General features: G+C 72.2%; 17 protein-coding genes. 9 read left to right on the forward strand and 8 right to left on the reverse strand.

The window, feature by feature from the left end; all coding sequences use genetic code 11:
* Positions 1-129 precede the first annotated feature (129 nt).
* The 3 genes from ACIBFB_RS16780 to ACIBFB_RS16790 form a co-directional block, all read right to left on the reverse strand.
* Positions 130-951 carry an enoyl-CoA hydratase-related protein gene (locus ACIBFB_RS16780; RefSeq protein WP_397230958.1) on the reverse strand — a complete coding sequence of 274 codons (822 nt, stop codon included), beginning with the start codon at positions 949-951 and terminating at the stop codon, positions 130-132.
* Between the two features lie 232 nt (positions 952-1,183).
* Positions 1,184-1,759, reverse strand: coding sequence for a DUF5998 family protein (locus ACIBFB_RS16785; RefSeq protein WP_397231139.1), 576 nt, complete (start codon positions 1,757-1,759; stop codon positions 1,184-1,186).
* A gap of 86 nt (positions 1,760-1,845) precedes the next feature.
* A complete protein-coding gene (locus tag ACIBFB_RS16790) occupies positions 1,846-4,563 on the reverse strand; it encodes a GNAT family N-acetyltransferase (RefSeq protein ID WP_397230960.1) in 2,718 nt (905 codons plus the stop codon).
* A 694-nt stretch (positions 4,564-5,257) separates the two neighbouring features.
* Between ACIBFB_RS16790 and ACIBFB_RS16795 the strand changes: the two genes are divergently transcribed.
* Entirely contained in the window at positions 5,258-6,193 is a 936-nt protein-coding gene (locus tag ACIBFB_RS16795) for a carbohydrate kinase family protein (protein WP_397230962.1), read from the forward strand.
* A 139-nt stretch (positions 6,194-6,332) separates the two neighbouring features.
* Here the strand turns inward: ACIBFB_RS16795 and ACIBFB_RS16800 are convergent, their stop codons facing one another.
* Positions 6,333-8,570, reverse strand: a complete 2,238-nt coding sequence (locus ACIBFB_RS16800) for a RecQ family ATP-dependent DNA helicase (RefSeq protein WP_397230964.1) — start codon at positions 8,568-8,570, stop codon at positions 6,333-6,335.
* Between the two features lie 280 nt (positions 8,571-8,850).
* Between ACIBFB_RS16800 and ACIBFB_RS16805 the strand changes: the two genes are divergently transcribed.
* The 5 genes from ACIBFB_RS16805 (at position 8,851) to ACIBFB_RS16825 (ending at position 16,769) form a co-directional block, all read left to right on the forward strand.
* The gene (locus ACIBFB_RS16805; protein WP_397230966.1) at positions 8,851-11,676 is read left to right on the forward strand and encodes a glycosyl hydrolase; all 2,826 of its coding nucleotides are present in this window, start codon (positions 8,851-8,853) and stop codon (positions 11,674-11,676) included.
* Between the two features lie 178 nt (positions 11,677-11,854).
* Positions 11,855-14,341, forward strand: coding sequence for a DNA topoisomerase (ATP-hydrolyzing) subunit A (locus ACIBFB_RS16810; RefSeq protein WP_397230968.1), 2,487 nt, complete (start codon positions 11,855-11,857; stop codon positions 14,339-14,341).
* A gap of 79 nt (positions 14,342-14,420) precedes the next feature.
* On the forward strand, positions 14,421-14,951 hold the full coding sequence (locus tag ACIBFB_RS16815) for a beta-class carbonic anhydrase (RefSeq protein WP_397230970.1): 531 nt from the start codon (positions 14,421-14,423) through the stop codon (positions 14,949-14,951).
* 213 nt (positions 14,952-15,164) lie between these two features.
* Positions 15,165-15,491 carry a hypothetical protein gene (locus tag ACIBFB_RS16820; RefSeq protein WP_358567118.1) on the forward strand — a complete coding sequence of 109 codons (327 nt, stop codon included), beginning with the start codon at positions 15,165-15,167 and terminating at the stop codon, positions 15,489-15,491.
* Positions 15,492-15,614: 123 nt separating this feature from the next.
* A complete protein-coding gene (locus ACIBFB_RS16825; RefSeq protein ID WP_397230972.1) occupies positions 15,615-16,769 on the forward strand; it encodes a PLP-dependent cysteine synthase family protein in 1,155 nt (384 codons plus the stop codon).
* A 44-nt stretch (positions 16,770-16,813) separates the two neighbouring features.
* Here the strand turns inward: ACIBFB_RS16825 and ACIBFB_RS16830 are convergent, their stop codons facing one another.
* On the reverse strand, positions 16,814-18,919 hold the full coding sequence (locus tag ACIBFB_RS16830; RefSeq protein ID WP_397230974.1) for a type IIA DNA topoisomerase subunit B: 2,106 nt from the start codon (positions 18,917-18,919) through the stop codon (positions 16,814-16,816).
* 459 nt (positions 18,920-19,378) lie between these two features.
* Here ACIBFB_RS16830 and ACIBFB_RS16835 point away from each other — a divergent pair, with 459 nt between their 5' ends.
* Positions 19,379-19,603 carry a hypothetical protein gene (locus tag ACIBFB_RS16835; protein WP_397230976.1) on the forward strand — a complete coding sequence of 75 codons (225 nt, stop codon included), beginning with the start codon at positions 19,379-19,381 and terminating at the stop codon, positions 19,601-19,603.
* 130 nt (positions 19,604-19,733) lie between these two features.
* Here ACIBFB_RS16835 and ACIBFB_RS16840 read toward each other — a convergent pair whose 3' ends face one another.
* On the reverse strand, positions 19,734-20,432 hold the full coding sequence (locus ACIBFB_RS16840) for a GNAT family N-acetyltransferase (RefSeq protein ID WP_397230978.1): 699 nt from the start codon (positions 20,430-20,432) through the stop codon (positions 19,734-19,736).
* 117 nt (positions 20,433-20,549) lie between these two features.
* Here ACIBFB_RS16840 and yaaA point away from each other — a divergent pair, with 117 nt between their 5' ends.
* Positions 20,550-21,347, forward strand: coding sequence for a peroxide stress protein YaaA (yaaA, locus tag ACIBFB_RS16845; RefSeq protein WP_397230980.1), 798 nt, complete (start codon positions 20,550-20,552; stop codon positions 21,345-21,347).
* A 283-nt stretch (positions 21,348-21,630) separates the two neighbouring features.
* Here yaaA and ACIBFB_RS16850 read toward each other — a convergent pair whose 3' ends face one another.
* Both ACIBFB_RS16850 and ACIBFB_RS16855 read right to left on the reverse strand, forming a co-directional pair.
* A complete protein-coding gene (locus ACIBFB_RS16850; protein ID WP_397230982.1) occupies positions 21,631-23,340 on the reverse strand; it encodes an RNA polymerase sigma factor in 1,710 nt (569 codons plus the stop codon).
* A 237-nt stretch (positions 23,341-23,577) separates the two neighbouring features.
* Complete coding sequence (locus ACIBFB_RS16855) at positions 23,578-25,635, reverse strand: SpoIIE family protein phosphatase (protein WP_397230984.1); 2,058 nt, start codon at positions 25,633-25,635, stop codon at positions 23,578-23,580.
* Between the two features lie 565 nt (positions 25,636-26,200).
* Here ACIBFB_RS16855 and ACIBFB_RS16860 point away from each other — a divergent pair.
* A complete protein-coding gene (locus tag ACIBFB_RS16860; protein ID WP_397230986.1) occupies positions 26,201-26,479 on the forward strand; it encodes a hypothetical protein in 279 nt (92 codons plus the stop codon).
* Positions 26,480-26,569: the final 90 nt, after the last annotated feature.

The raw sequence follows: 26,569 nt of genomic DNA on the forward strand, positions 1-26,569 counted from the left end.
ATTGTGGCCTCTCCGTCGACGGCCGTGTACCCGGGCGACACGGGTCGGACACCCGGATCACGGGGGCGTCCGACGTCTGGTCGCGTGCGGGTACGGGGGCCGCGGGCGAGAGGGGTCCTCGGACTACGGCTACTGGGCCCAGCGGGGCGGGCGCTTGTCGAAGAAGGCGGCCCGGCCCTCGGCGGCGTCCTCACCGGCGAAGAACTCGGCGGACAGCTCACCCATCCTGGTGAAGGCCTCGGCACGGCGTTCGGACGCCGCCAGGGCGCCGGAGCCGAGCTCGTCGAGGAGCTGCTTGGTGCGCGAGAGGGCGCGTGGCGCCGAACCCCGGATGCCCTGGAGCACGGCGTCCACGGCGTGCGCCATCTCCCTGTCCGGGACGGCCTGCGTGATCAGGCCCGCCCTGGCCGCGGCGGAGGCGTCGAACAGCTCCCCGGTGAGGAAGTAGCGGCTGAGCTGGCGCGAGTGCATGCGTGCGGACACCGGGACGGAGATGATCGCGGGGACGACCCCGATCCGCACCTCGGTGAAGGCGAACGTCGCGCTCTTGGGCGCCAGGGCGATGTCGGCCGCGGCCACCAGCCCGATCCCTCCGGCGCGGGCGGCGCCGTTGAGCACCGCGACGACGGGCTTGGGGGCGCCCATGATCTGCTCGAAGACCGCGGGCAGCTCGGGCGCGGGTTCGACCGGCTCGCCCCGGAGCACGGCGCCGACCTCCTTCAGGTCCGCGCCCGCACAGAAGACCGGGCCGGTTCCGGTGAGCACGACGCCTCGCACGTCGTCGTCGGCCATCGCGTCGGACAGGGCCTTGGACAGCTCGGAGCGGAGCCGGGCGGACAGCGCGTTGCGGTTGCGGGGGGAGTCGAGGGTGACCGTGGCGATGGCGCGGTCGACGGTCAGGCGTACCAGGGGGGCGTCGTCCGGGGACGCCGGTGACGGGTGCTGCGTCATCGCAGGCTGACCTTTCTCCGTGAGATCGCGCGCTGGTCCTGACGACACGGCGCGCCCGCGCCGGGCTTGTGGCCTGGCACGTCTCGCTTGTGGCGGTATGCACGAATCCGGTTCAACCTTAGACGGCCGGATTGTTACGGCACCACGCCTCTCGACACCGTGTTCGTTAAGTCCCTGTCACGCCCGCGTTCCACGCCCGCACGGAGTCCGGCACGCAGCCCGCCCGCGCCGGCTACCGGACCGTCACCGCCGAGAGCGCGTCCGCGAACCGCATCATCGCCGCGACCGCCGCGGCGCCGTCCGCGGCCTCGCTCACGCGCAGGGTGAGGGGCTCCGCGGTGATCGCGCCGGTGTAGCCGTGGTCGAGCTCGCAGGTCTCGTCGGCGCACGCGGCGGGCTCGAGGTCGATGTGGGCGGCGGTGCCCCAGTTCACCGACAGGTTGACGCTCAGCACCAGCTCACTGGGCAGGCTGCCGGGCGTGTACTGCGCCGGGTTGGCGACCACCCGGGTGAGCGCGACCGACTGGATGTTGCCGATCTGGATGCTGTCGGTGGTGGTCGACGCGTGCGAGGCGCCGCCGGGCTCGGTGGGCGGGTGCTCGTCCGTGTGGCACACCACGAGCCGCGTGGCGGTCAGCAGCATCACGGTGATGTGCCGCCGCATCTCCATCGCCGGGTCGAACGTCGCCTCGTGGTGGACGATGAAGGCCTCGGCGTCCTCGTCCCCCAAGGCGGTGGCGACGGCGTCGATCACCAGCGCGGGGTAGTACCCGCTCCGCTCGATCTCCATCCGCCAGTCGGTGGACACGGCACGTGATTTCCTCATGCCCCTATCCTGCCCTCTCCGGGCGACACTTCGCGACCGGGACGGCCAACGCGCGGGCCAGCCCATGATCAGAAGGTCACCCCTCCCAGGCGGCGGGGCCCCGCGTCGGGCCGGACCTCGGGGGCCTCGCGCAACCACATGCGCGCTCCGAGCACGTGCGCTCCGGTGGCGTTCACCAGGACCGGGTCCAGATCCACGTAGCCGATCTCCGGGAACGCCTCCACCAGGCGCGAGACCCGGATCAGCAGTTCCTCCAGCGCCTCCACGTTGGGCTGCTCGGCCAGCGATGTGGCGCCGGCGGGCAGGCCGAACAGCAGGGGCGCCGCGCGCACGGCGTGGATGAGGTCGGCGGCGTCCATGTCCGTCAGCGGCGCGAGCCGGAACGCCCGGTCGTCGAGCAGTTCGGCGGTCACGTCGGCCAGGCCGAAGGAGACGACCGAGCCGAAGGACTTGTTGTCGCCCGCGCGGACCACCGTGGGAACTCCGGGCGCGGCCATGCGCTGGACGACGAGCCCCGCCTCCGCGCCGAACCGGTCGTGCAGGGACAGGAAGGCGCTGCGCACGTCGTCGGGGGTGCGCAGGTCGGCGCGGACGAACGTGCCGCCCGCGCGGACCCGCAGGTCGGGAGCGTCGGCCTTCACCACGACGGGGTAGCCGAGCTCGCCGGCGGCGACCACGGCCGCGTCGGCCGACGTGACCGGGATGTCGGGGTAGGCGGCGATGCCGTAGCAGGCCAGGAGTTCGCGCGCGTCGGCGCTGGAGATCGCCGTCTCCTCGTCGTAGCGGCGTTCGCCGCCGAACCACGCCACGGAGTTCTCCGCGGGCGCGCCCTTGAGCGCGCGGGTGATGGTGGCGCGGGCGCGGGCGCGGTCGATGTCGGGAAGTTCGGGGTGGCGGCCGGGCTTGCGGTTGCGCCACTGGGCGTACCGGGTGGCGTGGGCGAGCGCCCTGACCGCGTCCTCCGGCGACGGGTAGGAGGGCACCGATCCGCGCAGGGTCTCGCCCCGGTCGCCGACGTGGCGCAGCTCCTCGGGGATGCCCTGCCGGGCGAGGTAGGTGGTGACCACCGGCTTGTCCGACCCCAGGGAGCGGGCCCGCAGCACGCGGGCGACGTCGTCGCCGATGGGTTGCAGGGCGGGCACGAACACGACCACGACCGAGTGCACGTCCTCGGCCGCCAGCGCGGTCTCCAGGGCCAGGTCGAAGTCCTCCGCGGTGGCCTGGGGCCCCAGGTTGACGGGCTCGTGCGGCTTGAGCCCCTGGCGCACGGCGGCGTCCTTGACCAGGAGTTCCAGGGAGTCCGAGTTGCCGATGATGCCCACCCGGGGCCCGTCGGGCAGGGGCTGGTAGGCGAACACCTGGGCGGCGTCGAACATCTGGGTGATGTCGTCCACCCGCACCACGCCCGCCTGCTGGAACAGCGAGGTGACCGCGTAGTCGGGCAGGGCGAGCCCGCCCGCGGCGTGTCCGGTGGGGGTGGCCCGGGCCGAACCGCCGCTGCGCACGGCCACGACGGGCTTCTGCTTGGCCAGTCGGCGGGCCAGGCGGGTGAACTTGCGCGGGTTGCCGAGCGACTCCAGGTACTGGAGCACCACCTCGGTGGCGGGGTCCTCCTGCCAGTACTGGACCAGGTCGTTGCCGGACACGTCGGCGCGGTTGCCCGCCGAGACGAAGGTGGACAGACCCATGCCGCGCTCGGCGACGCGCTGGAGGATGGCGCGGCCGAGGGCGCCCGACTGGGAGAAGAAGCCGATGGGTCCACGCGGAGGCAGGTCCGGGGAGAGGGTGGCGTTGAGCGAGACCGCCGGATCGCTGTTGGCGATGCCGAGGCAGTTGGGGCCGACGACGCGCATCCCGGCGGCTCGGGCGGTGCGCACGAGTTCGTCCTGCCGGGCGCGCCCCTCGGGGCCGACCTCGCCGAATCCGGAGCTGACCACGACGAGCCCGTGCACGCCCTTCTCGGCGCACTGTTCGACGACCTCGGCGACGGCCTCGGCCCGCACCGCGACGACGGCGAGGTCGACCTGGTCGGGGATGTCGAGCACGGACGGGTAGGCGCGCACGCCCACGACCGCCTTGGCCTCGGGGTGGACCGGGTAGACCGGACCCTGGAACTCCCCGGTGAGGAGGTTGCGCAGCGCGGTCTGGCCGATGGTGTGCGCGGTCCGGCTGGCGCCGATGACCGCCACGGACTCGGGGAAGAGCAGACGGGCGATCGAACGCGACTCGGCGCGCTGCTCGCGGGCCTGCATGACCTCCCTGGCGTCGTCGGTGGGCTGCAGGTCCAGGGTGAGCCGGATGACCCCTTCGTCGAAGGTCTGCTGCGCGGTGTACCCGGCCTCGCGGAAGACGTTGATCATCCGCCGGTTCTCGGGGAGGACGTCGGCGATGAAGCGGCGCACCCCGCGTTCGCGCGCGGCGGCGCCGATGTGCTCCAGCAGGACCGAGGCGAGCCCGCGGCCCTGGTGGGCGTCCTCCACCACGAAGGCGACCTCGGCCTCCTCCGGGGCGACCTTGTCGTAGCGCACGACGGCCACGAGGGCGTCGGAGATGGTGGCCACCAGCGCGACGCGGTCCTCGTAGTCGACGGTGGTGAAGCGCCGCACGTCCCGGTCGGAGAGCCGGGGGTAGGGGGCGAAGAACCGGTAGTAGATCGTCTCCGGGGAGAGGCGGGAGTGGAACTCCCGGAGCAGGTCGGCGTCGTCGGGGGTGATGGGGCGCAGGTGCGCGGTGCCTCCGTCGGTGAGGACGACGTCGGCTTCCCAGTGGTTCGGGTAGGACTGCACGACAGCGAGACTAGACGACATTCGGTCGAATCTGGGGAAAGTCCGTGCGGGAGCCCCGAGATGCCGCCGCCGGTGTGAGCCGTCCCGCGGTCGGCGGCGGGAGGTTCCGACGGCGGAGCGGCACCTTCCGTACCCGGTCACGTACCCGTGGCGCCGTCACTTCGTTACACGCCGCTGATCGTTAACCTGTTAACGTCGTGCGAGCACGGATTCCCGCTGCCTCGGTGGTGGCTGGCGAGGTAACGGGATTCCGGTCCGGAAGGACCGGGCCCCCAACCTCCGTGGTTGGGGCACGCCATGACCAGCCCGAGCCGACGCGCAGTCAGGAGGTGACCGACGTTGGCTACGTTCCGCACAGGCGAGAAGACCTATCCTGGGATGCTTCCTCAGTCCCAGGCTCTGGAACCCGTGTCAGCAGACACGCCCGGGATCAGGCACGAAACGGGGCACGGGCGCTACGGCAACCGGTGCGGGACACGGGCGAGGGGAGACCGCCGGGGGTTCACCTGCCCCCTGTGGCGTCACCCCGGAGGCGGACACCGTCCGCCGAAGGGGGTTCGGGCCGTGCGGCCCACCGCCCGCGAGGGCACCGCTGGGGGTCGGCTTCATCCGCCGCCTCCCAGCCTTTCCCACAGACGCGCTTCCTCCCTCGCGTGAACGCGAGGGGTCCCACCCTAGGAACACGATGACACGAGTGGTCGTAATCGGTGACCTCATGACCGATGCCGTCGCGCAGGCGTTCCACCCCCTGGCCCGCGGCAGCGACACGCCTGCGTCCGTGGTCATGTACGGCGGCGGTTCCGGCGCGAACATCGCCTCGTGGCTGGCCGTGGAGGGCGTCGACACCACGTTCGTGGGACGTCGGGGCTCCGACATCACCGGCCGGACCCGTGAGATGGAGCTCATGGGCTACGGCCTCGACTCGCGCATGGTGATGGACCCGGAACGGCCCACCGGAACCTGCGTGGTCATGATCACGCACCGCGGCGACCGGACGATGCTGAGCGACCCGGGCGCCAACGCCCGGCTCCAGCCGGAGGACCTGCCGCGCGACGTGTTCGCGCCCGACTCCCACCTGCACGTGTCCGGGTACACCCTGATCAACCCCGACTCCCGGCGCGCCGCCCGGGTGGCGCTGCGCATGGCCCGCGAGAGCGGCATGTCCATCTCGGTGGACGGCGGTTCCCACGCGCCGCTGGAGCGCGCGGGCGCGGAGAACTTCCTGGAGTGGACGCAGGGCGCACGCCTGCTCTTCGCCAACCTCGACCAGGCCAAGGTGCTCTCCGGCAGGGACGAACCGGAGGCCGCCGCCAGGGTGCTGACCGCCCACTACCCGAACGTCGTGCTCAAGCTCGGCGGGGAGGGCGGCCTGTGGGCGTCCAAGACCCGCGAGGGCGTGGTGTCCGCGCCCGCCGAGCCGGTCGACCCGAAGCCGGGATCGGTCGGCGCCGGTGACGCGTTCATCGCCGGGTTCCTGCCCGAGTGGCTGGCGGGCCGCCACCCCAAGGAGGCCCTGGGCCGGGGACACCGGCTCGCGGCACGCGCCCTGCACCAGCCGGGCGCCCGCCCCGACCTGGGCGACGGACAGCCGGTCCGACGCGGCGCCCCGCGCGGACAGCGGCTGCGCTGACGCCCCGTGTCGGCCGACGCCCGGGGACGCGGGTGGTTCGGGTACGGCGTGCCCGGTCGGCCGCCCCGGCGTGCCCCGGACGGACCGCGGCCGTGCCCCGACGGATCCGTTCCCGCACTCAGCCCCCGTCCGGGGCGGTTCAACCGCCCATCGTGGCCAGGGTCAGCGGCAGTACCTCCGGGGCACCGGCCCGGCGCAGGAGCGCCGCGCCCACCGTCAGACTCCACCCTGTGTCGGTGTAGTCGTCCACCAGCAGCACCGGCCCCGGCGACCTCGCCTGGAGTTCCGCCAGTCGGACGGCCACGTCGTCGCCCAGGACCAACTCCGAGTACACCTGGTGCAGGCGCAGTGCGCTGTTGTGCCGACGCGGGCCCGGCCCGTCCTCCGAGCGATACCCCAGCGCGCCGACCGGGGCGAGACGGCCCAGGTCGCAGAGCCGCCGCGCCAGGTCGGTGACCATCGTGGGCCGGGTGCGCGAGGGCATCACGGCCACGCCGACCGGGCGGGTCTGCCACCCCCAGGCCGCGAGCACCCGCACGACCCCCTGGAGCACGCGATCGCTCACCGGCTCGTCGGAGGCGTCCTCGGCGAGGATCCGGCGCAGCTCGGTGCCCCAGCCGACGTCGGTGAACCGGGCCAGCGCCCGCCCTTCGCCCGCACGCGATCCCTCGGCGATGCGCCCGGACAGGTTCACCCCCAGGGCGTCCATGCCGGTGGGCCACTGGCGGCGGGGGGAGACCGGGGCGCCGGGCCGGTCGAGGTGGTCGGCGGCGGCCTCGCGCCGCGCGGGGTCGACCTCCGTGGGCCAGTGCTCGTCCGTGCACACGTCGCACCGGCCGCACGGTTCGGCCGCGGTGTCGTCGAGCTGGCGGCGCAGGAACTCCATCCGGCAGGTGTCGGCGGACAGGTAGTCGAGCATGGCGCGCTGCTCGCGCTCACGGGCCGCCGCGACGGCGGCGTACCGCTCGGCGTCGTACTCCCAGGGCCGCCCGGTGGCGATCCAGCCCCCGCGGACCCGCTGGACCGCGCCGTCCACGTCCAGGACCTTGAGCATCTGCTCCAGTCGGGTCCGCCGCAGGTCCACGCGGGTCTCCAACCGGGCCACGGACATCGGTCCCTCCTCGGCGGCCAGGACGCCGAGGGTCTCCCGGACGGTGTCCTCCGGAGGGAAGGACAGCCCGGCGAAGTACGCCCAGATCTGCCGGTCCTCGCGGCCGGGCAGCAGGACCGCCTCGGCCCGTTCCACGCCTCGCCCCGCCCGTCCGACCTGCTGGTAGTAGGAGATGGGCGACTGGGGCGCCCCCAGGTGGACGACGAACCCGAGGTCGGGCTTGTCGAACCCCATCCCGAGCGCGCTCGTGGCCACCAGGGCCTTGACCCGGTTGGCCAGCAGGTCGTCCTCGGCCCGACTGCGCTCGTCCGGATCGGTCTGACCGGTGTAGGCCCGCACGTCCAGCCCCTGCTCGGACAGGAACCGGGCGGTCTCCAGCGCGGCGCTGACGGTGAGCGTGTAGACGATGCCCGAACCCTGGATCCGGGGCAGGTGCTCGGCCAGCCAGCTGAGCCGGGCGGTGGGGTCGGGCAGGTCCACCACGGCCAGCCGCAGGCTCTCCCGTTCCAGGGAACCGCGCAGGACGAGGGTGTCCTGGCGGGTGTCCCCGGCCTGGAGCTGCTCGGCGACGTCGCGGGTGACGCGCTCGTTGGCCGTGGCGGTGGTGGCCAGGACGGGGATCCCGTCGGGCAGGTCGTGCAGCAGGGAGCGGATCCTGCGGTAGTCCGGCCGGAAGTCGTGCCCCCAGTCCGAGACGCAGTGCGCCTCGTCGATGACCACCAGCCCCGCCCCGGCGGCGAGTTCGGGCAGGACCCGGTCGCGGAACTCGGGGTTGTTGAGCCGCTCGGGGCTGACCAGGAGCACGTCCACCTCCCCGGCGGCCACGTCGGCGTAGACGGTCTCCCACGCGGTGGTGTTGGCGCTGTTGACGGTCCGCGCGCGGATCCCGGCGCGCTCGGCGGCGGCGATCTGGTTGCGCATCAACGCCAGCAGCGGGGAGACGATGACGGTGGGGCCCGCCCCCTCGGCCCGGCGCAGGGCCGTCGCCACGAAGTAGACCGCGGACTTGCCCCAGCCGGTGCGCTGGACGACCAGGGCCCGGCGGTGGTCGGCGACCAGGGCGTGGATGGCGGTCCACTGGTCCTCGCGCAGCCGTGCCGACTCCCCGGCGAGCGCGCGCAGGTGCCGTTCTGCCGCCTCGCGCAGGGCGCCGCCAGGCGCCGGCCCGTGGCCCCGGGAACGCGAGCGGTCGCGGGGGGCGTCGTGGGCCGTGGAGTCGTCCGGGTGGGTCGCGGTGGCGTGCGCGCCGCCAGCAGATGTCGCCATGCGTTCCTTGGTACCAGAGCGAAGGGGGGTCGGAGCGACTGTCCACAGGGCCGGTCTCCGCGGGGCCGCTCCCAAGCCGTTCCACGCCGGCCGCCGTCCCGTCCCCTCCGCCCCTCCGACGGCGATTCCTCTTCGCAACGAACACGTAACGTATTGGCGTCCCCGCATTGCACACCGGGCGTTCGCCGTCCCACACTCGACCCCGGAAGCCTGGGAGCGCTCCCACTCCCTCGCGCCCCGTCCTCACCTCAGCTCACCCGCTCACGAGGAGAGATCCCCGATGCCCACCCCACGCCCACCCACGCCGCCGACCGGGCGCGCGCTGCCCGCACGCGCGCGCCTCGGCACCCTCTTCGCCCTGGGCGCCCTGCTCTGCTCCGTCGGAGTCACCGTCTCCGCACCACCCGCCTCCGCCGCCGACGTCCCCGTCGGTTCGGGCGGCTACACCGAGGGCCTGCCCGCGGGCGCCCCGGGCCCCTCGGACCTCGACGGCACGCCGGTCGACCCCAAGGTCACCGACGACTTCGACGGCCCCGCCCCCACCAACGAGTGGTGGTCGTCGCTGATCTTCCAGCGCTACCCGGACAACCCGTACGGCGAGAACCTGTTCGCCCACCCCCTGAGCTTCCGGCCGCACTCCGAGGGGCTGGAGGTCGGCTACCCGGACCAGCACAGGATCGTCGCGGACGGGCTCAAGTACGAGTACCCGCACACCGCCGACCTCTCCCTGGGCGTCGAGGGGCTCGCCTCGCCCGACACCCGGGTCGCCGACCACGGCGACTGGACCGTCACCCCCCACTGGGAGGGAAACGGGCGGACCCTCCGCGTCACCATCGGCCAGGGCCTGCCCTTCGCCTACGCCGACACCGCGGGCGGCGACGCCCGCGTCGCCTTCACCGGCGCCCCCGAGGTCTGGCACCAGGACGGCCCGGTGGTCGGGGCCAGCGTGAACGGCCGGCACTACGCCCTGTTCGCCCCCTCCGGCACCGCCTGGTCCCGCTCCGGGAGCACCTTCACCGCCGCCACCGGCGCCAGCGGCCACTACTCCGTCGCCCTCCTGCCCTCGCCCGACGACCTGGGCACGTTCGCCCCCTACGCCCACTCCTTCGTCACCGGGTCCCGTGTCTCCTACGACCACGACCCGGCCTCGGCCACCCTGACCAGCACCTACCGACTGGAGACCGAACCGCGGGAGGGGGCCGGGCGGGGCACCCTGACCGCGCTCTACCCGCACCACTGGCAAGCGGCCACCACACCCGTCACCGACCTCTCCTACGTCTCCCCGCGCGGAGAGATGCGCGTCGTGGAGGGCACGGGCTTCACCACCGAGCTGACCACCCAGGGCATCCTTCCCAGCCTGCCGACCGTCGACGCGGCCGACCACGACCGCATGCGGCTCCTCCTGGACGAGGTCCTCGCCGAGCAGGAGCACTTCCCCACCCCCGGCGACACCTACTGGGACGGCAAGGCGCTGGGCAGGCTGGCCCAGCTGGTCCCGATCGCCGACTCCGTGGGCCACACCGAGGCGCGCGACGCACTCCTGTCCCTGGTCAGGTCCCGCCTGGAGGAGTGGCTGACCGCCGGGGGCGAGCGGCGGTTCCACTACGAGCCGGACTGGGGCACCCTGCTCGGCTACCCCGACAGCTTCGGTGCCGCCACCGAGGTCAACGACCACGACTTCCACTACGGCTACTTCGTCTCCGCCGCGGCCGTCGTCGCCCGCTACGACGCCGACTGGGCCGCCGAGGACGCCTGGGGCGGCATGGTGCGCCTGCTCGTCCGCGACGTCGCCGAGACCGATCCCGACAGCGACATGTTCCCCCGGCTGCGGTCGTTCTCCCCCTACGCCGGCCACGGCTGGGCGTCGGGACACGCGGGATTCGCCGCGGGCAACAACCAGGAGTCCTCCTCCGAGGGCATGCACTTCGCCGCCGCCACCGCCCTGTTCGGCTCCCTGACCGGCGACGACGAGCTGCGCGACCTGGGCGTGTACCTGCACACCACGCAGGCCTCCACCGTCGCCCGCTACTGGCAGGACCACGGCGGCCAGACCTTCCCCGACGACTACCCCAACGACATCGCCGCCATGGTCTGGGGCGACGGCGCCGACTACCGCATCTGGTGGAACGGAACCCCGGAGGAGCACTACGGCATCAACTACCTGCCGATCACCGCCGGCTCCCTCTACCTCGGGTACGACGCCGCGCACGCGGGACGGCTGGACCGGTCCCTGGAGGACCGCCTCGGCCGCCGCCCCGAGACCTGGCGGGACATCCACTGGGAGCACCTGGCCCTCTCGGACGGCCCGCTGGCGCTCCAGCGCTTCGAGGAGCAGTGGAGCTCCTACCAGCCCGAGGCAGGTGAGTCCAAGCCGCACACCTACCAGTGGGTGTCGACCCTCGCCGAGGTGGGGACCGTGGACACCTCCGTCACGGCCGACACCGCGCACTACGCGGTCTTCGACGACGGCGACGAGCGCACCCACGTCGCGTTCAACCCGTCCGACACCCCGCTGACCGTCACGTTCTCCGACGGTACGCGGCTCAGGGCGGACCCGCGCTCACTGGCCTCCACCACGGGTGAGGGGGGTGGCGGCGACCCCGGTGACGGGGACGGCAACGTGGGCGACGGAACCCTCCACCTGACCCCGGCCGGGCTCTCCGGCTCCCCGCAGGGCCCGGCCGGCGGGATCACCGTGCCCTCCGCCGGAGGCGCCAACCAGGACGGGCGGCCGCCCCAGGACCGGGTGGTCCTCGCCGCCGACGGCCTGACGGGCTCGTACACCGGCGGCTCGACGGCCTTCTCCCTGCCCGTGGACTCCGGTGCCGCGGTCGCCAACGCGGTCCAGGTCCGCGTGGTCTACGACCTGGACGGCGACGGCACGGACGACCGCGTGGAGACCTACCGCTACTTCGCCACCGACGACCTGGACGGCTGGGAGGACTACACCCACGGCCAGGGGCTGGCGGACTCCGGGGGGCCGCTGGGCGACCTGGACGGGGGATCCGTCCGCGTCGAGCTGTGGAGCGCTCTGGGCGACGCCGCCTCGACGGTCCTGACCGGGGCCGGGGAAGGCGCGACCGTCACGATCCCCTTCACCGACTGACGGCGGGCCGGTCCCGGCGGGCCCGGCCCCGGGACGGCAGGGGGTTTCCGCCCGCGCCGCGCGCACGGGCGGAAACCCCCGCACGCGTGCCCAAAACTCCCTCAGTCGCGCGGGTCACACCGCGCCAACCACCGGCCGGCGTACGTTTCAGTCTCTGGAACAGGCCAGAATTACGGTCATGGCCCGTACAACTTCCCGTCCCCCCGAGGATCTCGCCGAGAAGATCATCGACATCGACGTCTCCGAGGAGATGCGCGGCAGCTTCCTGGAGTACGCGTACTCGGTCATCTACCAGCGCGCGCTGCCCGACGCCCGCGACGGCATGAAGCCGGTGCAGCGGCGGATCCTCTACCAGATGAACGAGATGGGGCTCCGCCCCGACCGCGGTCACGTCAAGTGCGCCCGCGTCGTCGGCGAGGTCATGGGCCGGCTGCACCCCCACGGCGACAGCGCCATCTACGACGCCCTGGTCCGTCTCAGCCAGCCCTTCGCCATGCGCGTCCCGCTGGTCGACGGACACGGCAACTTCGGGTCGCTCGGCGGCGACGACGCCCCGGCGGCGATGCGCTACACCGAGGCGCGCCTGGAGCACAGCGCCGAACTCCTGGTCTCGTCCATCGACGAGGACGTCGTCGACTTCAAGCCGAACTACGACGGCCAGGAGACCGAGCCGGAGGTGCTCCCGGCGGCGTTCCCCAACCTCCTGGTCAACGGAGCCTCGGGCATCGCGGTCGGCATGGCCACCAACATGGCCCCGCACAACCTGGGCGAGGTCGTCGCCGCCGCACGCCACCTGATCGCCCACCCCGACGCCACCCTGGAGGAACTCACCGACTTCGTTCCCGGGCCCGACCTGCCCACCGGCGGCACCATCGTCGGGCTGGACGGCGTCCGCGACGCCTACCGCAAGGGCCGGGGCACGTTCAAGACGCGGGCCACCGTCTCCATCGAGAAGGTCTCCGCGCGCCGGACCGGCCTGGTCGTCACCGAGCTGCCCTACAACGTGGGCCCGGAGAAGGTCGTCAGCCGCATCAAGGAGCTGGTGCAGTCCAAGAAGCTCCAGGGCATCTCCGACCTCAAGGACCTCACCGACCGCAACCAGGGTCTGCGCCTGGTCATCGAGCTCAAGAACGGCTTCAACCCGGAGGCGGTCCTGGAGGAGCTCTACCGGCTCACGCCGATGGAGGAGTCCTTCGGCATCAACAACGTCGCCCTGGTCGACGGACAGCCGCAGACCCTCGGTCTGCGCGAGCTGCTCGAGGTCTACGTCAACCACCGCCTCGACGTGGTCCGCCGCCGCAGCGAGTTCCGCCGCCGCAAGCGCCAGGAGCGCCTGCACCTGGTCGACGGCCTGCTCGTCGCGCTGCTCGACATCGACCGCGTGATCGCCCTGATCCGCGCGGCCGACGACACCGCCGCGGCCCGCGAGTCGCTCATGGGCGCCTACGACCTGTCCGAGATCCAGGCGCGCTACATCCTCGACACCCCGCTGCGCCGCCTGACCCGCTTCGACCGCCTGGAGCTGGAGACCGAGCGGGACCGGCTCAACAAGGAGATCGACGAGCTCACCTCGATCCTGGAGTCGGACAAGAAGCTGCGCCGTGTGGTGTCCAAGGAACTCGCCGAGGTCTCCAAGAGGTTCGCCACGCCGCGCCGCACCCAGCTGCGCGAGAGCGACGGGGCCGCCCGGGGCGCGGTGATCCCCCTGGAGATGGCCGACCAGCCCTGCCACGTCCTGCTCGGCGTGGACGGCACCGTCGGCCGCAGCCGGGGCGCCGCCCCGCCGCCGATGTACGAGGGGCTGCGCACCAAGCACGACGCGATCGCCGCGTCGGTCCCCACGACCTCGCGGTCGGACGTCGGTCTGGTCACCGACCTGGGCCGGATGATCCGCGTCCCGGTGGTCGAGCTGCCCGAACTCCCCGACGAGGGCGAGGAGCGCCCACCCCTGGCCTCGGGGTTGGAGGTGTCCGAGTTCGTCCAGCTCGACGGAGACGAACGGGTGGTCTCGGTGGTCGCGATGGACGCCTCGGGCCCGGGCTTCGTCGTGGGCACCCAGGGCGGCGTGGTCAAGCGGATCGCCCCCGACTACCCGCCCAACAAGGACGACTTCGAGATCATCGCGCTCAAGGACGACGACCGGCTGGTCGGCGCCGCGCAGCTGTCCACCGGCGAGGAGGACCTCGCGTTCGTCACCTCCGAGGCCCAGCTGCTGCGGTTCTCGGCGGGCGCGGTGCGCCCGCAGGGCCGTCCGGCGGGCGGTGTGGCGGGCATCCGCCTGTCGGAGGAGGCGCGCGTCCTGTGGTTCGGCGCCGTCCCCTCCCCCGAGGACTCGGTCGTCGTGACCGTCTCGGGCTCCAGCAACGCCCTGGAGGGCACCCAGGCCGGATCGGCCAAGGTCACACCGTTCGAGGCCTACCCCTCGAAGGGGCGCGCGACCGGCGGGGTACGCTGCCATCGGTACCTCAAGGGGGAGGACACGCTGCTGTTCGGCTGGATCGGCCGGGCGCCCGCCCGCGCCGCCCGCGAGGACGGCAAGCCGGTGCGTCTGCCCGACACCACCGACCGCCGCGACGGTTCGGGAGAGACCCTGCCGCGCGCGATCACCACGGTGGGCACCGGTCGTACCGACGTGGGACTCACAGCACCCGGACAGAGCGTTTGAGCGTGTTGCAACGTGCCGTGTACACGGGCCTGGTTCCATGTACACGGCCCATGACCATGGAGACAGGGAGTGAACCCGCGTGAGTGAGTCCATCGACCCCAGCCGCGCGCCGGGCGCCTTCGACGACGTGTTCGCCGCCAACGACGCGTACGCGGCCCAGTTCGCACTCGAGGGCCTCAAGCCCCTGGCCGCCCGGGGACTGGCCCTGGTGACCTGCATGGACTCCAGGATCGAGCCCCTGGACATGCTGGGCCTCAAGCCCGGCGACGCCAAGATCCTGCGCAACGCGGGCGCCCGGGTGACCGACGACACCCTGCGTACGCTCGTCCTGGCCGTGTACCTGCTGGGCGTGGACCGGGTCCTGGTCCTGCCGCACACGCGCTGCAAGATGGCCTCGGTCGAGAACGACGACGTGGTGCACGACCTCATCCAGGAGGAGTACGGGGTGGACACCCGCAGCCTGGAGTTCCACACCAACAGCGACCAGCTCGGCGCGCTCAGGCACGATCTGGAACGGATCCGCCACCACCCCCTGCTGCCGGCGGGACTGCCCGTGGCGGGCGCGATCTACGACGTGGAGTCGGGCCGGGTCAACCCCGTCGACCTCTGACGCCACCGGGTGGGCCCGGTCGCCGGACGCCGGCGGCCGGGCCCACGTGTGTGCGCACCGCGCGGTCCGGGGATCCCTACCTATGGGGGCGGGTGCGGTGCGGCGTTCCACGAGTGCGCGCCGAGCACCTCCCGCGCCCGTGTCTCGCCTGGGAATGCGGTCACTCCGGTGGCCGTTGTGATCCGGGACGGCCGCGCCGTCGAGAGGAGCACCGTGGAAGAGAACACCTACGAGACCTTCAACCGAGCACGCATGTTCATGGAGCTGGGCGACCCGATCTACGCCGCCCGCACCCTGGAGCCCATCGTCGAACACGAGCCGAACAGCCGCTCCCTCCTGGAACTGCTCGGCCGCGCCTACTTCTTCTCCGCACAGCTCAACAAGGCCGAACGGACCTTCCGCAGGATCATCGAACTGGACCCGGTCGACAACTGGGCGCACATCGCGCTCGCCCGCACCCTGGAACGCCAGAGCCGCCACGAGGAGGCCGCGACCTACCGGCGCATGCACGCCGCGATGTCCGGCGGATCGCTCGACTGACCGGTCCGGCGCGGCCTTCGCCGCGCACCCCCGAGCGTCCGTCCGGCACGGACGCTCAGGGTGACGGCGTCCCGGTCCGCGGCCGGGTCACGGCGCTCACCGGCAGCGGCTACGCTGCTGCACATGCCACGTCCCTCAGCAGCCGACGGCCCCGACCCCTCAGACCGCTCCGCGTGCGTGGACCGCACCAGTGAGCGTGCCCGGGCCTGGGCCGACGAGGCGGTGCGCAAGGTGGTCGCCGACGCCAACCGCTCGGCCGACACCCACCTGCACGTGTTCCCGCTGCCGCCGGAGTGGGGCATCGACCTCTACCTCAAGGACGAGTCGGTGCACCCCACCGGCAGCCTGAAGCACCGTCTGGCGCGCTCGCTGTTCCTCTACGGTCTGGCCAACGGATGGATCACCGAGGACACCACGATCGTGGAGGCCAGCTCGGGCTCCACCGCCGTGTCCGAGGCCTACTTCGCGCGGCTGGTCGGACTGGACTTCGTCACGGTCCTCCCCCGCCGGACGAGCCCGGAGAAGATCGCCCTGATCGAGCGGTACGGGGGCCGTTGCCACTTCGTCGACTCCCCGCCGGACATGTACACCGAGGCCGAGCGGCTCGCCCGGGAGACCGGCGGCCACTACATGGACCAGTTCACGTACGCCGAGCGCGCGACCGACTGGCGGGGCAACAACAACATCGCCGAGTCGATCTTCGAGCAGCTCTCCATGGAGCGCTACCCGTGCCCGGAGTGGGTCGTGGTCGGCGCCGGCACCGGCGGCACCTCCGCCACCATCGGCCGCTACCTGCGCTACCGTCGCCTCGGCACCCGTCTGGCGGTCGTGGACCCGGAGAACTCGGCGTTCTTCCCGGGGTGGGTGACCGGAGCCGCCGACTACGCCACGGGGATGCCGTCCCGGATCGAGGGCATCGGCCGCCCCCGCATGGAGCCGAGTTTCGTCCCGTCGGTGATCGACCTGATGATGCCCGTGCCCGACGCCGCGAGCATCGCCGCGATGCGCCACCTGCACGACGTCACGGGGCTGTGCGCGGGCGGCTCCACGGGCACCAACCTGTGGGGGGTGTGGCACCTGGTGGCCAGGATGCTCCGTGAGGGGCGCAGGGGCAGCGTGGTCACCCTGATCTGCGACGGTGGCGAGCGCTACCAGCACAGCTACTACGACGACGCGTGGGTGGACGGGCGAGGGCTGGACCCCGCGCCGTACCGGGCGGCCGTCGACCGCCTGCTCGACACCGGGGACTGGGACCCGCCGAGCCCGCCCGGGAGCTAGGTTCCTGGGCGGGCCGAAGCGCGGCGGGGCCCCACGAGGCTCGGTCAGGCGTCGATCCGGGCGACGTCCAGCTCCTGGGCGCCCTCCTGGATGAACTTCCGGCGCGGCGCCACCTCGTTGCCCATGAGGAGGTTGAACACCGAGGCGGCCTCCTCGGCCTGCTCCACGCGGATCCGGCGCAGGGTCCGCCGACGCGGGTCCATGGTGGTCTCGGCCAGCTGGTCGGCGTCCATCTCGCCCAGACCCTTGTACCGCTGGACCGGCTCCTTCCAGGAGATCTTCCGCTTCTCCAGGTCGAGCAGGGTGCGCGCCAGTTCGGCGTCGGAGTAGGTGTAGACGTAGCGGTCCTCGGGGCGCGCTCCGCGCTTGCGCCGGGTGTTGGTCAGCTCGATCCGGTGCAGCGGCGGCACGGCGGCGTAGACCCGGCCCGCCTCCAGCATCGGCCGCATGTACCGGTAGATGAGCGTGAGCAGCAGGCACCGGATGTGCGCGCCGTCCACGTCGGCGTCGGCCATGAGGATGACCCGGCCGTACCGCGCGGCGTCGATGTCGAACGTCCGGCCCGACCCGGCGCCGACCACCTGGAGGATCGCGGCGCACTCGGCGTTCTTGAGCATGTCGGAGACCGACGACTTCTGCACGTTGAGGATCTTGCCGCGGATCGGCAGCAGCGCCTGGAACTCCGAGTCGCGGGCCAGCTTGGCGGTGCCCAGCGCGGAGTCGCCCTCGACGATGAACAGTTCGCTGCGGTCCAGGCCCTCGCTGCGGCAGTCCACGAGCTTGGCGGGCAGCGCCGAGTTCTCCAGCGCGTTCTTGCGGCGCTGCGTCTCGCGCTGCTGACGGGCCGCGAGCCGGGCCTTGGCCGCCCCGACCACCTTCTCCAGGACGGTGCGCGCCTTGGCCTTCTCCGTCTTCCTCGTGGAGGCGAGGAAGCCCCGCAGCTCCTTGCCCACCACCTGGGAGACGATCCGCGAGGCGGCCGAGGTACCGAGGATCTCCTTCGTCTGGCCCTCGAACTGCGGCTCGGGCAGGCGGACGGTGACGACCGCGGTCAGGCCCTCCTGCGTGTCGTCCTTGGTGACGGGGTCGTCGCTGTTCTTGAGCAGCTTGGTCGCGCGCAGCTGGTCGTTGATCACCCGGACCAGGGCGCGCTCGAAGCCGTTGAGGTGCGTGCCGCCCTTGGGCGTGGCGATGACGTTGACGAACGAGCGGACGGTGGTGTCGTAGCCGGTACCCCAGCGCAGCGCGACGTCCACGTCCAGGCGCCGCTCGACGTCGGCGGGGACCATGTGCCCGGCGTCGTCCAGGACGGGAACGGTCTCGGTGAACGTGCCCGAGCCCTGGATGCGCAGGACGTCGCTGACCGGCTCGTCGGGGGCGAGGAAGGTGCAGAACTCGCCGATGCCGCCGTCGAAGCGGAACTCCTCGGTGTAGGCGGGCTCGCCTTCGGCACGCTCGTCGCGCACGGCGATGGTCAGCCCGGGCACGAGGAACGCGGTCTGGCGGGCGCGGTCGAGGAGGGACTCGCGGGCGATCTCCGCGTCCTTGAGGAAGATCTGCATGTCCGGCCAGAACCGGATCCGGGTCCCGGTGATCGTGGCGGCGACCTTGCGGACCTGTTCCAGGCCGGAGACCGGCGTGAACTCGGCGTCCGGTCCGGCTCCGGCGAAGCGGCCGGCGATGCCCCTGCGGAAGCTGATCGCGTGGGTGCGGCCCTGGCGGTCGACCTCGACGTCCACCCGGGACGACAGGGCGTTGACGACCGAGGCGCCGACGCCGTGCAGGCCGCCCGAGGCGGTGTAGGAGCCCGAGCCGAACTTGCCGCCCGCGTGCAGTTTGGTCATGACCAGCTCGACGCCGGACAGGCCGGACTTGGGCTCGGCGTCGACGGGGATGCCGCGGCCGTCGTCGCTGACCGAGACCGACCCGTCGGTGTGGAGCGTGACGTCGATCCGGGTGCAGAAGCCGCCCAGCGCCTCGTCGACGGAGTTGTCGATGATCTCCCACATGCAGTGGGTGAGGCCGCGGCTGTCGGTGGACCCGATGTACATGCCCGGCCGTTTGCGTACCGCCTCCAGGCCCTCCAGGACCGACAGGTGCCGAGCGGAGTAATCCTCGGGGTCGTGGACGGCTGCGGTCAAGGCGGTCACTCGGACATCTCCTGCGTCTTGAGGGCCATCGGAGCTCTGATGCGGTGCGTGCCCTTTGTACCGCGCCGCACCGACGATAGGGGGCAGGCCACGGCGTGCCGGCCGGATTCCACGTCGTGGGGTAGCGGGGTCGCGCGCCGCCTGAGCGGCGGCCGGCGTCGTCGCCGGGGGTCGCCCGTGCGGGGCCGCGGGAGCGCGGCGACGGGTGCTGCCCCGCGCGAGACTACCACCTCCTGTGGATGCGACCTGGATACTCCCGCTTTCTGGGGATGCCGGAGGTCCGCACGGGGTATCAGGAAGGTAGGGAAGCGACAGCGGACCACAAAACCCCCACATCGTTCCCCCAAGGAACCAACCGGGCGGATTCCGCTGTCGGCGTACTCCCGAGCCGGTTGGGAACGTCCGCGGCCGGTTAGATGTTGTCAGAGGTGACTAACGCCGAGTATTGAGGATGGCGAAGTGACTGGAACCCTTGCCCCCACCCAGCAGCTGACGGCTGCCGACCGTTGCGACCGTTGTGGTGCACAGGCGTACGTCCGGGTGCTCCTGAACTCCGGCGGCGAGCTTCTCTTCTGCGCGCACCACATGCGCAAGCACGACGAGTCCCTCCGCAAGATCGCCTCGGACATCCACGACGAGACGGAGCGGCTCACCGCGAGCAAGGCCACCGCCGACGAGCGTTAGCCGCGGGACGACAACTTCACACGGAACACAGACGTACGGCGGCGGACCCGGAAGGGGCCGCCGCCCTTCGTCGTGCGCGCACCACCGGCCTCATCCGACGCCTCCGGCGCGGCGTCGCCCAGCCGCGCGGCTACGGCTCGCCCACCCGGAAGTGGTAGCGGTCCGCCCGGGTGAAGCCCGCTCTCCCGTAGGCGCGCAGCGCCGCCGTGTTCCCGTCCATCACGCACAGGTAGGCGCGCTCGGCGCCCCGGTCACGCCCCCAGGCGAGCAGCGCGTCGACGATCCCCGCGGCCAGCCCCCGGCCCCGCGCCTCCGGCGCCGTGAGCATCGCGTACAGACCCACCCAGCCGTCCGCGAGGGACGCGCAGCCCCGCGCAGCCCCGGCGGTCTCCACCGCGTACGCCATCTCGGGAACGCGGTCCATGATCCGGTGCTGGCCCTCCACGACCCGCGCGGCGGTCCCCTCGGCCGACCACAGCGCCCGCCAGCGCCCGTCCGGGCGCGGCAGGACCTCGAACCGGTCCCCCGGACCCTTGACGCCGTCCAGGTCGCGCACCATGACCAGGGCGGGGTGCACCGAACGGTAGCCCCGCGCGGACAGGTCCCGGTCGAGGTCGTCCATCCCGTCCCAGACCTGGACCGCCGGAGGAGCGCCCCGCTCCCGGTAGAAGTGTTCGACGGCCTCCGGGTCCGCGCGTTCCGGGTCCAGGAGCACCGCCGAGTTGGCTCGGAAGGTCACCCCTCCCGCGAAGCCCAGGTGCCATCCGCGGGTGACGCGCACCTCCTCCGGCGGCCAGTCCCTGGAGATCCTCCGTGCCCACGCGTGCATCCGGGTCCCTTCGACGACTCCGACGGTCCGATGGTGCCAGGGCACACCCCGCCACCACCCCGTACCATGGCAGGGCCGCATCCGGCTCTCCACCCGCAGTACCAGGAAAGTCCCACCATGCTCATCTTGCTGCCGCCCTCCGAGGGCAAGGCCACCTCCGGGGAGGGGCCGCGCCTGGACCCGTCCTCGCTGACGCTCCCCGAGCTGACCGGGGCCCGTGAGGAGGTCGCGGCGGCGCTGGCCGAGGTGTGCTCCGGCCCCGAGGACACGGCCCTGGAGGTGCTGGGGCTGTCCGCCGGGCAGGCCGACGCCCTCAAACGCAACCTGGACCTGGCCACCGCGCCCACGCTGCGCGCCGCCGACCTGTACACGGGCGTGCTCTACGACCGGTTGGGGCTGCCCTCGCTGCTCGACTCCCCCGCCGCCGGACGCGCACGGGAGCGGGTCCTGGTCTTCTCGGGCCTGTGGGGCGTGGTCGGCCCCGAGGACCGGCTGCCGCCCTACCGCCTGTCGATGGGGGTCGCACTGCCCCCGCTGGGCGGGCTGGGCCCGTACTGGCGGCGCGCCGTGAACGGCCCGATGGGCGAGCTGGCCGAGGAGCGGCTGATCGTCGACTGCCGTTCGGCCGCCTACGCCGCCGCGTTCCGGCCGAAGGGGTCGGCCGCGGAGCGCACCGTCGCGGTCCGGGTCCTGAGCGAGCGCGTGGTGGACGGTCAGACGCGCCGTTCCGTGGTCAGCCACATGGCCAAGGCCACGCGCGGCGACATCGCACGCGTGCTGCTGGCCGAGGGCGTGGACGCCGCCACCCCGGACGCGCTGACGGCCGCCCTGCGCGATCTCGGCCACACGGTGGAGCTCCAGCCCGCGGCCAGGCCGGGGACCGCCCGCACCATGGACGTCGTCGTCCGGGGCTGACCGGGCCCCGACGAGCACGGGAGAGGCCGACCGCGGCGGTCGGTCCTTTCCCCGGTGCACGAGGCTTTATCCCGCACCTACACCCGGGGTGACAGCATGGCTGCCGTCGGATGGACGTCGACACACCCTGGAACACAAGGGGGAACTCGCCCCACGCGCCCGAGGACACGCGGGGGTCGCCACACCCGCGGGCGGCGGGGCGTCAGCGGACCGGTGTGCCGTCCCGAGGGATCGGGACGGCACACCGGGAACAGCCGCTCAGTTCACCACTGCCCGGACCGGCCTAGTCCAGGTAGTCACGGAGCACCTGCGAACGCGACGGGTGACGGAGCTTCGACATCGTCTTGCTCTCGATCTGCCGGATGCGCTCACGGGTGACCCCGTAGACCTTGCCGATCTCGTCTAAAGTCTTCGGCTGGCCGTCGGTGAGACCGAAGCGCATGGAGACCACGCCCGCCTCGCGCTCGGACAGGGTGTCGAGCACCGAGTGCAGCTGCTCCTGGAGAAGCGTGAAGCTGACCGCCTCGCCCGGCTGGATCGCCTCGGAGTCCTCGATGAGGTCGCCGAACTCGCTGTCGCCGTCCTCGCCCAGCGGGGTGTGCAGGGAAATCGGCTCGCGGCCGTACTTTTGGACCTCGACCACCTTCTCCGGGGTCATGTCCAGCTCCTTGGCCAGCTCCTCCGGGGTGGGCTCGCGGCCCAGGTCCTGGAGCATCTGGCGCTGCACGCGGGCCAGCTTGTTGATGACCTCGACCATGTGCACCGGGATACGGATGGTGCGCGCCTGGTCCGCCATCGCGCGGGTGATCGCCTGACGGATCCACCAGGTGGCGTAGGTCGAGAACTTGAAGCCCTTGGTGTAGTCGAACTTCTCCACCGCGCGGATCAGACCGAGGTTGCCCTCCTGGATCAGGTCCAGGAACAGCATCCCGCGCCCGGTGTAGCGCTTGGCCAGCGACACCACGAGTCGGAGGTTCGCCTCCAGCAGGTGCTTCTTGGCGCGGCCGCCGTCCTCGGCGATCCACTCCAGTTCGTCGCGCAGCTCGAAGGTGAGGACCTCGCCCTCCTCGGCGAGCTTCTCCTCGGCGAACAGACCGGCCTCGATGCGCTTGGCGAGCTCGACCTCCTGCTCGGCGTTGAGCAGCGGCACCTTGCCGATCTGCTTCAGGTAGTCCTTGACCGGGTCCGCGGTGGCACCGGCCGCGACCACCTGGGCGGCGGGGGCGTCGTCGTCATCGTCGTACAGGACGAAGGACTCGTCCTCGGACCTGGGCGCGGTGGGCGCGCCGACCGCCTCGGGCTTGACGGGCTTGACGTCCTTCTCCGGCGTGTCCTCGACCAGCTCCAGCTCGGCGCCGGTGTGCTCGAGGTCGTCCAGACCCTCCTCGTCCTCGAACTCGGCGGCGGGCGCGAGCTCCAGGTCCTTCTTGGCCGTCTTCTTGGTGGCGGCGGCCTTCTTGGCGGAGGCCGGCGCCTTCTTCGGCGCGACCTTCTTCGGCGCGGCCTTCCTGGCGGCGGCCGGCTTCTTGGCCGCGGGCCTGCCGGCGGCGCTGTTCCCGCCGGAGGAGTCCTCGGGGTCGCCCGAGTCGACGACCGCGGTGACCGTCTCCGGCTGCTCCTGGGCCGCCGCGGCACGCGCGGGCTTGGCCGACCGCGTGGCCGCGGGCTTGGCCGACCGCGTGGCCGCGGGCTTGGCGGTGGCGGTGGTCTTGGCGGACCTGGTCGAGGTGGACCGCGTGGTCGCTGTCTTGCGCCTGGGAGCCTTGCGCCGCGAGGAGGCCGACTCGGGCACGAGCACGGTCACGCCCTCCTTGGCGAGGCTGCGAAGCACGGACTGCGCCTGCGACATCGGGATTTCGGCCTCTTCGAAGGCACGGCGCACGTCCTCGGGCTCAAGAAAGCCCTGGGACCGCCCACGCTCGATCAGCTGCTGAATGACGGGCTCTTGCAGTGACTCGGACTGCTTCGAGCGAGTCGAACTGGCAGATGACACAAACACCTCTCGAACGGACGTGTGGCGAGATTGTCGGACCCGGTGGTCCGCCTGGCCGGGACCGGGCGCGCGCCCTCTCCCACCTGCGGCCTGGGATCGTCCCCACTGGGGCGGGGAAGCCGTTTGTCTATCAAGCGTATGCGCTCCCGGAGGTCATCCCCCTGGAGGATCACCCCCGCGTCGCGGGCCGGGACGGCTTCTTCACTGTAGGCAAGGCAATGGACTTGTTCGTACGGTCTACCGCTCCGACGCGGAGTCGATCACCGGAAGCTGAACGGCGAGCAGAGTGACGTCGTCGTCCTGCTCGTACCCTTCGAGCATGCTCTCAACAAGGTACTCCAGCATCTGCTGTGGGTCGCCCACCGCCTCGGGTGGCGCCGAGGCGGCCACGTGGACCAACTCGTCGAGCCCGGAGGCGACGGACCGTTTGCGGTTCTCAACCAGTCCATCGGAGTAGAGGGCGACGGTGTTACCGGGTTGCACGAAGAATTTGTGGTGACCCCTGGGAGCGCTGACGCCCAGCGGCGTGTCGGGCTCGCCCTCCAGCAGGGAGGGACCGGCGCTTCCCGCGACCACGAGCGGCGGCAGGTGCCCCGCGTTGCTGAGGTCGAGCTGCCCGGTGACCGGGTCCAGCACGAAGTAGACCAGGGTGGTCACCTGGTCCAGCCCCTCGGTGGCGGCGAACATCCGGTCGAGCCCGGTGAGGACGTCGGCGGGTTCGGGCATGTTGAACGCCAGGGCCCGCAGCGCGTTGCGGATCCGGCTCATCCCGGCGGCGGCCGGGATCCCCTTGCCCATGACGTCGCCGAGCACCCCGGCCACGCGGCCGTCCGGCAGCGGGAAGGCGTCGTACCAGTCGCCGCCGACCTGGACGTGCTGGGAGCCCGAGCGGTAGTAGGCGGCCAGCCGGACGCCGGTCACCACCGGGAGCTCCTCGGGCAGGAGGCTGTGCTGGAGGGCCTGGGCGGTGTCGTGCTCGCGCTCGTAGAGCTGGGCGCGGCCGACGGCCAGGGCGCACTGTCCGGCGAGGGCCTCCAAGAACACGCGTTCCTCGTCGGTGACCTCGCGCGGAGCGGTGAAGGCCAGGCGCAGGGCGCCGATCGTGCGGCCCGCGATGCTCATCGGCAGGGCGACCCAGGAGCGTTCCGGCGTGGTCTCGACCAGCTCGTCGGCTTCGGGCGCGTCCTCGAACAGGGCGCGCAGCTCGGCCGGGTTCGCGGCCAGGCACGGGGCCTGGTCGGCCACGGCGCGGGCGGCGGGGTCGGGGTGTTCGAGCGGGAAGGAGGCCCTGGGCAGGGGGTGGGTGCGCTCGGCGGCCATGGTCCGCAGGCGCAGGCGGTCACGGTCGAACAGGACCACGTGGGCGTGGTCGGCGCCCACTCCGGAGCGACCGATCTCGGTCATGGCGTTGACGACGTCGTCGACGGTGAGCGCCTCGGCGAGGTCGGAGGTGGCCTTCTGGAGCCGGGCGGTGCGCATGGCCGCCTCGCTCAGTTGCTGGTTGAGCCGCTGGCGGAGTTCGTCGGCCTCGCGTTCGGTGGTGACGTCGACGAACGTGCCGATCCACTCGACGGTTTCGGTCCCGTCCTTGATGGGGTTCGCGCGCGCCCGGTAATGGTCGTAACCGCCCGAGCGGGTGCGCACGCGGAACATGGCGTCGAAGGGGGTCACGTCGAGCACCGCGTCGTTCCACGCGCGCTCGACGCGGGTGCGGTCGTCGGGATGGACGGCGCCGAGCCATCCCCGGCCGAGGTAGGCGTCGGGTTCCTGACCGGTGAGCGACCGCCACTGGGGGCAGTCCTCCTGCATGTCGCCGCCGGGCCCGGCCGCCCAGACGATCTGCTGGCCCGCCTGGAGCAGGGCACGCAGCCGCCGCTCGTCGCGCCGGGCGACGGAGGCCTCGTGCTCGGGCGCCGCGATGAGGCCGACCCGCTCCTCGTCGGTGTCGGGATCGGTCACCGGGAACCAGGTGAGGTCCCAGACCTGCCCCCTGGGCGCGCGGAACCGTTCCCGGACGGCGCCGCCCCCGGCCCGCACGGCGCGCAGCGCCGCCCGCTGGGCGGCGGCCCCGGCCGGGTCCCCGGCCTCCTCCAACAGGTCGGAGGGGGTCCGGCCGAGGCACTGGGCGGGCGCGGCGCCGAACAGCGCGGCGAGGCGCTGGTTGACGGTGGTCAGACGCTCGTCGGAATCGACCAGGGCGAATCCGATGGGGGCGTCGGTGAGGAGCGATCTGACCGCGTCCGGCAGTTCGGCCCCCTCGATCCGGGGTGGCGGAATGGACGTCTCGGCGCTCACCTGCTCGACACCTCCGGAACCGTCGGACTCCCCACCCGTGTTTCGCTGGGGACGCTGCCTGGACCGCATGACCCCCGTGAAGCACGCGAACCGGCCACGGCGCGTGCCCGGGGCCAGTCGCGAATGACGTACGGGGGCTCGCGGCCCTCGGGAGTCACACTCCAGGACTCCTCTCGGCCGCTGTCACCGCCCAAGCATAAGACACACCCGTCCTCACGCAACGGGCCCTGTGGACGGAGTACCACGGAGACCGAAGGTCATCAACGGGCCACCCGTCGGCCGCAGGACGGTCAACCGGCGGTTTTCCGTCCGTGTTTTGCCACCATTACCGATGACCGCCGCACCTGACCGGTTTCCGCCGCACATTCCGAAACCAGACTGTTATATGGCGGAAAAGTCCATTTTGTACCGTTGACCTGCGTTGATGGGGAGACCAGAGTAAACGCCGTCCCCTCGAGGTTTTGACAACAGCGCACCGGAACGGGGGTTGACAGTCCGTCCAGAACAAGTGGAATGGGTGGAGGTCACCGTCCAGGCCATCTTCCAGCAAGGGGTGTGAGCGAGAATGCTCCAGACCTTCCCGGTCCAGGATCTCAGGCGGATCTCGGCGAGGCTCCACGACGAGTTCAGCAACCTGTCCCATCGTTGTGTCGAGCGTTGTGTCAGTGACACGTGGAACTGCGTCGAGCACCTGGGGATCGCGGTCACCCCGCACCTGGTCGAGAGGGTCGCCCGGGAACACCTGGAGGCCATGGTCAACTCCGTCCCGCCGTCCGAGATCGGCGCGGTGCGCGGCCACCACGGCCCCGGGTACGGGCACGGGGCGGTCCCACGGCCGCGCTGACCGCACCGGCGGTCCGCCGCCGACCCCCGCGGGCCGTCGTCCGGGACCACGCCCGGCGGCGCTGGCATACCCTCAGGTGGTGTCCAACCC

Source organism: Nocardiopsis sp. NPDC050513 (assembly GCF_044457925.1).
Lineage (GTDB): Bacteria > Actinomycetota > Actinomycetes > Streptosporangiales > Streptosporangiaceae > Nocardiopsis.

Excerpts from the sequence above, each read along its gene's own strand:
- ACIBFB_RS16825 (WP_397230972.1), top strand. The coding sequence starts at position 15,615 with ATGCCACGTCCCTCAGCAGCCGACGGCCCCGACCCCTCAGACCGCTCC.
- ACIBFB_RS16810 (WP_397230968.1), top strand. The coding sequence starts at position 11,855 with ATGGCCCGTACAACTTCCCGTCCCCCCGAGGATCTCGCCGAGAAGATC.
- ACIBFB_RS16780 (WP_397230958.1), bottom strand. The coding sequence starts at position 951 with ATGACGCAGCACCCGTCACCGGCGTCCCCGGACGACGCCCCCCTGGTA.
- yaaA (WP_397230980.1), top strand. The coding sequence starts at position 20,550 with ATGCTCATCTTGCTGCCGCCCTCCGAGGGCAAGGCCACCTCCGGGGAG.
- ACIBFB_RS16800 (WP_397230964.1), bottom strand. The coding sequence starts at position 8,570 with ATGGCGACATCTGCTGGCGGCGCGCACGCCACCGCGACCCACCCGGAC.
- ACIBFB_RS16840 (WP_397230978.1), bottom strand. The coding sequence starts at position 20,432 with ATGCACGCGTGGGCACGGAGGATCTCCAGGGACTGGCCGCCGGAGGAG.
- ACIBFB_RS16860 (WP_397230986.1), top strand. The coding sequence starts at position 26,201 with ATGCTCCAGACCTTCCCGGTCCAGGATCTCAGGCGGATCTCGGCGAGG.
- ACIBFB_RS16805 (WP_397230966.1), top strand. The coding sequence starts at position 8,851 with ATGCCCACCCCACGCCCACCCACGCCGCCGACCGGGCGCGCGCTGCCC.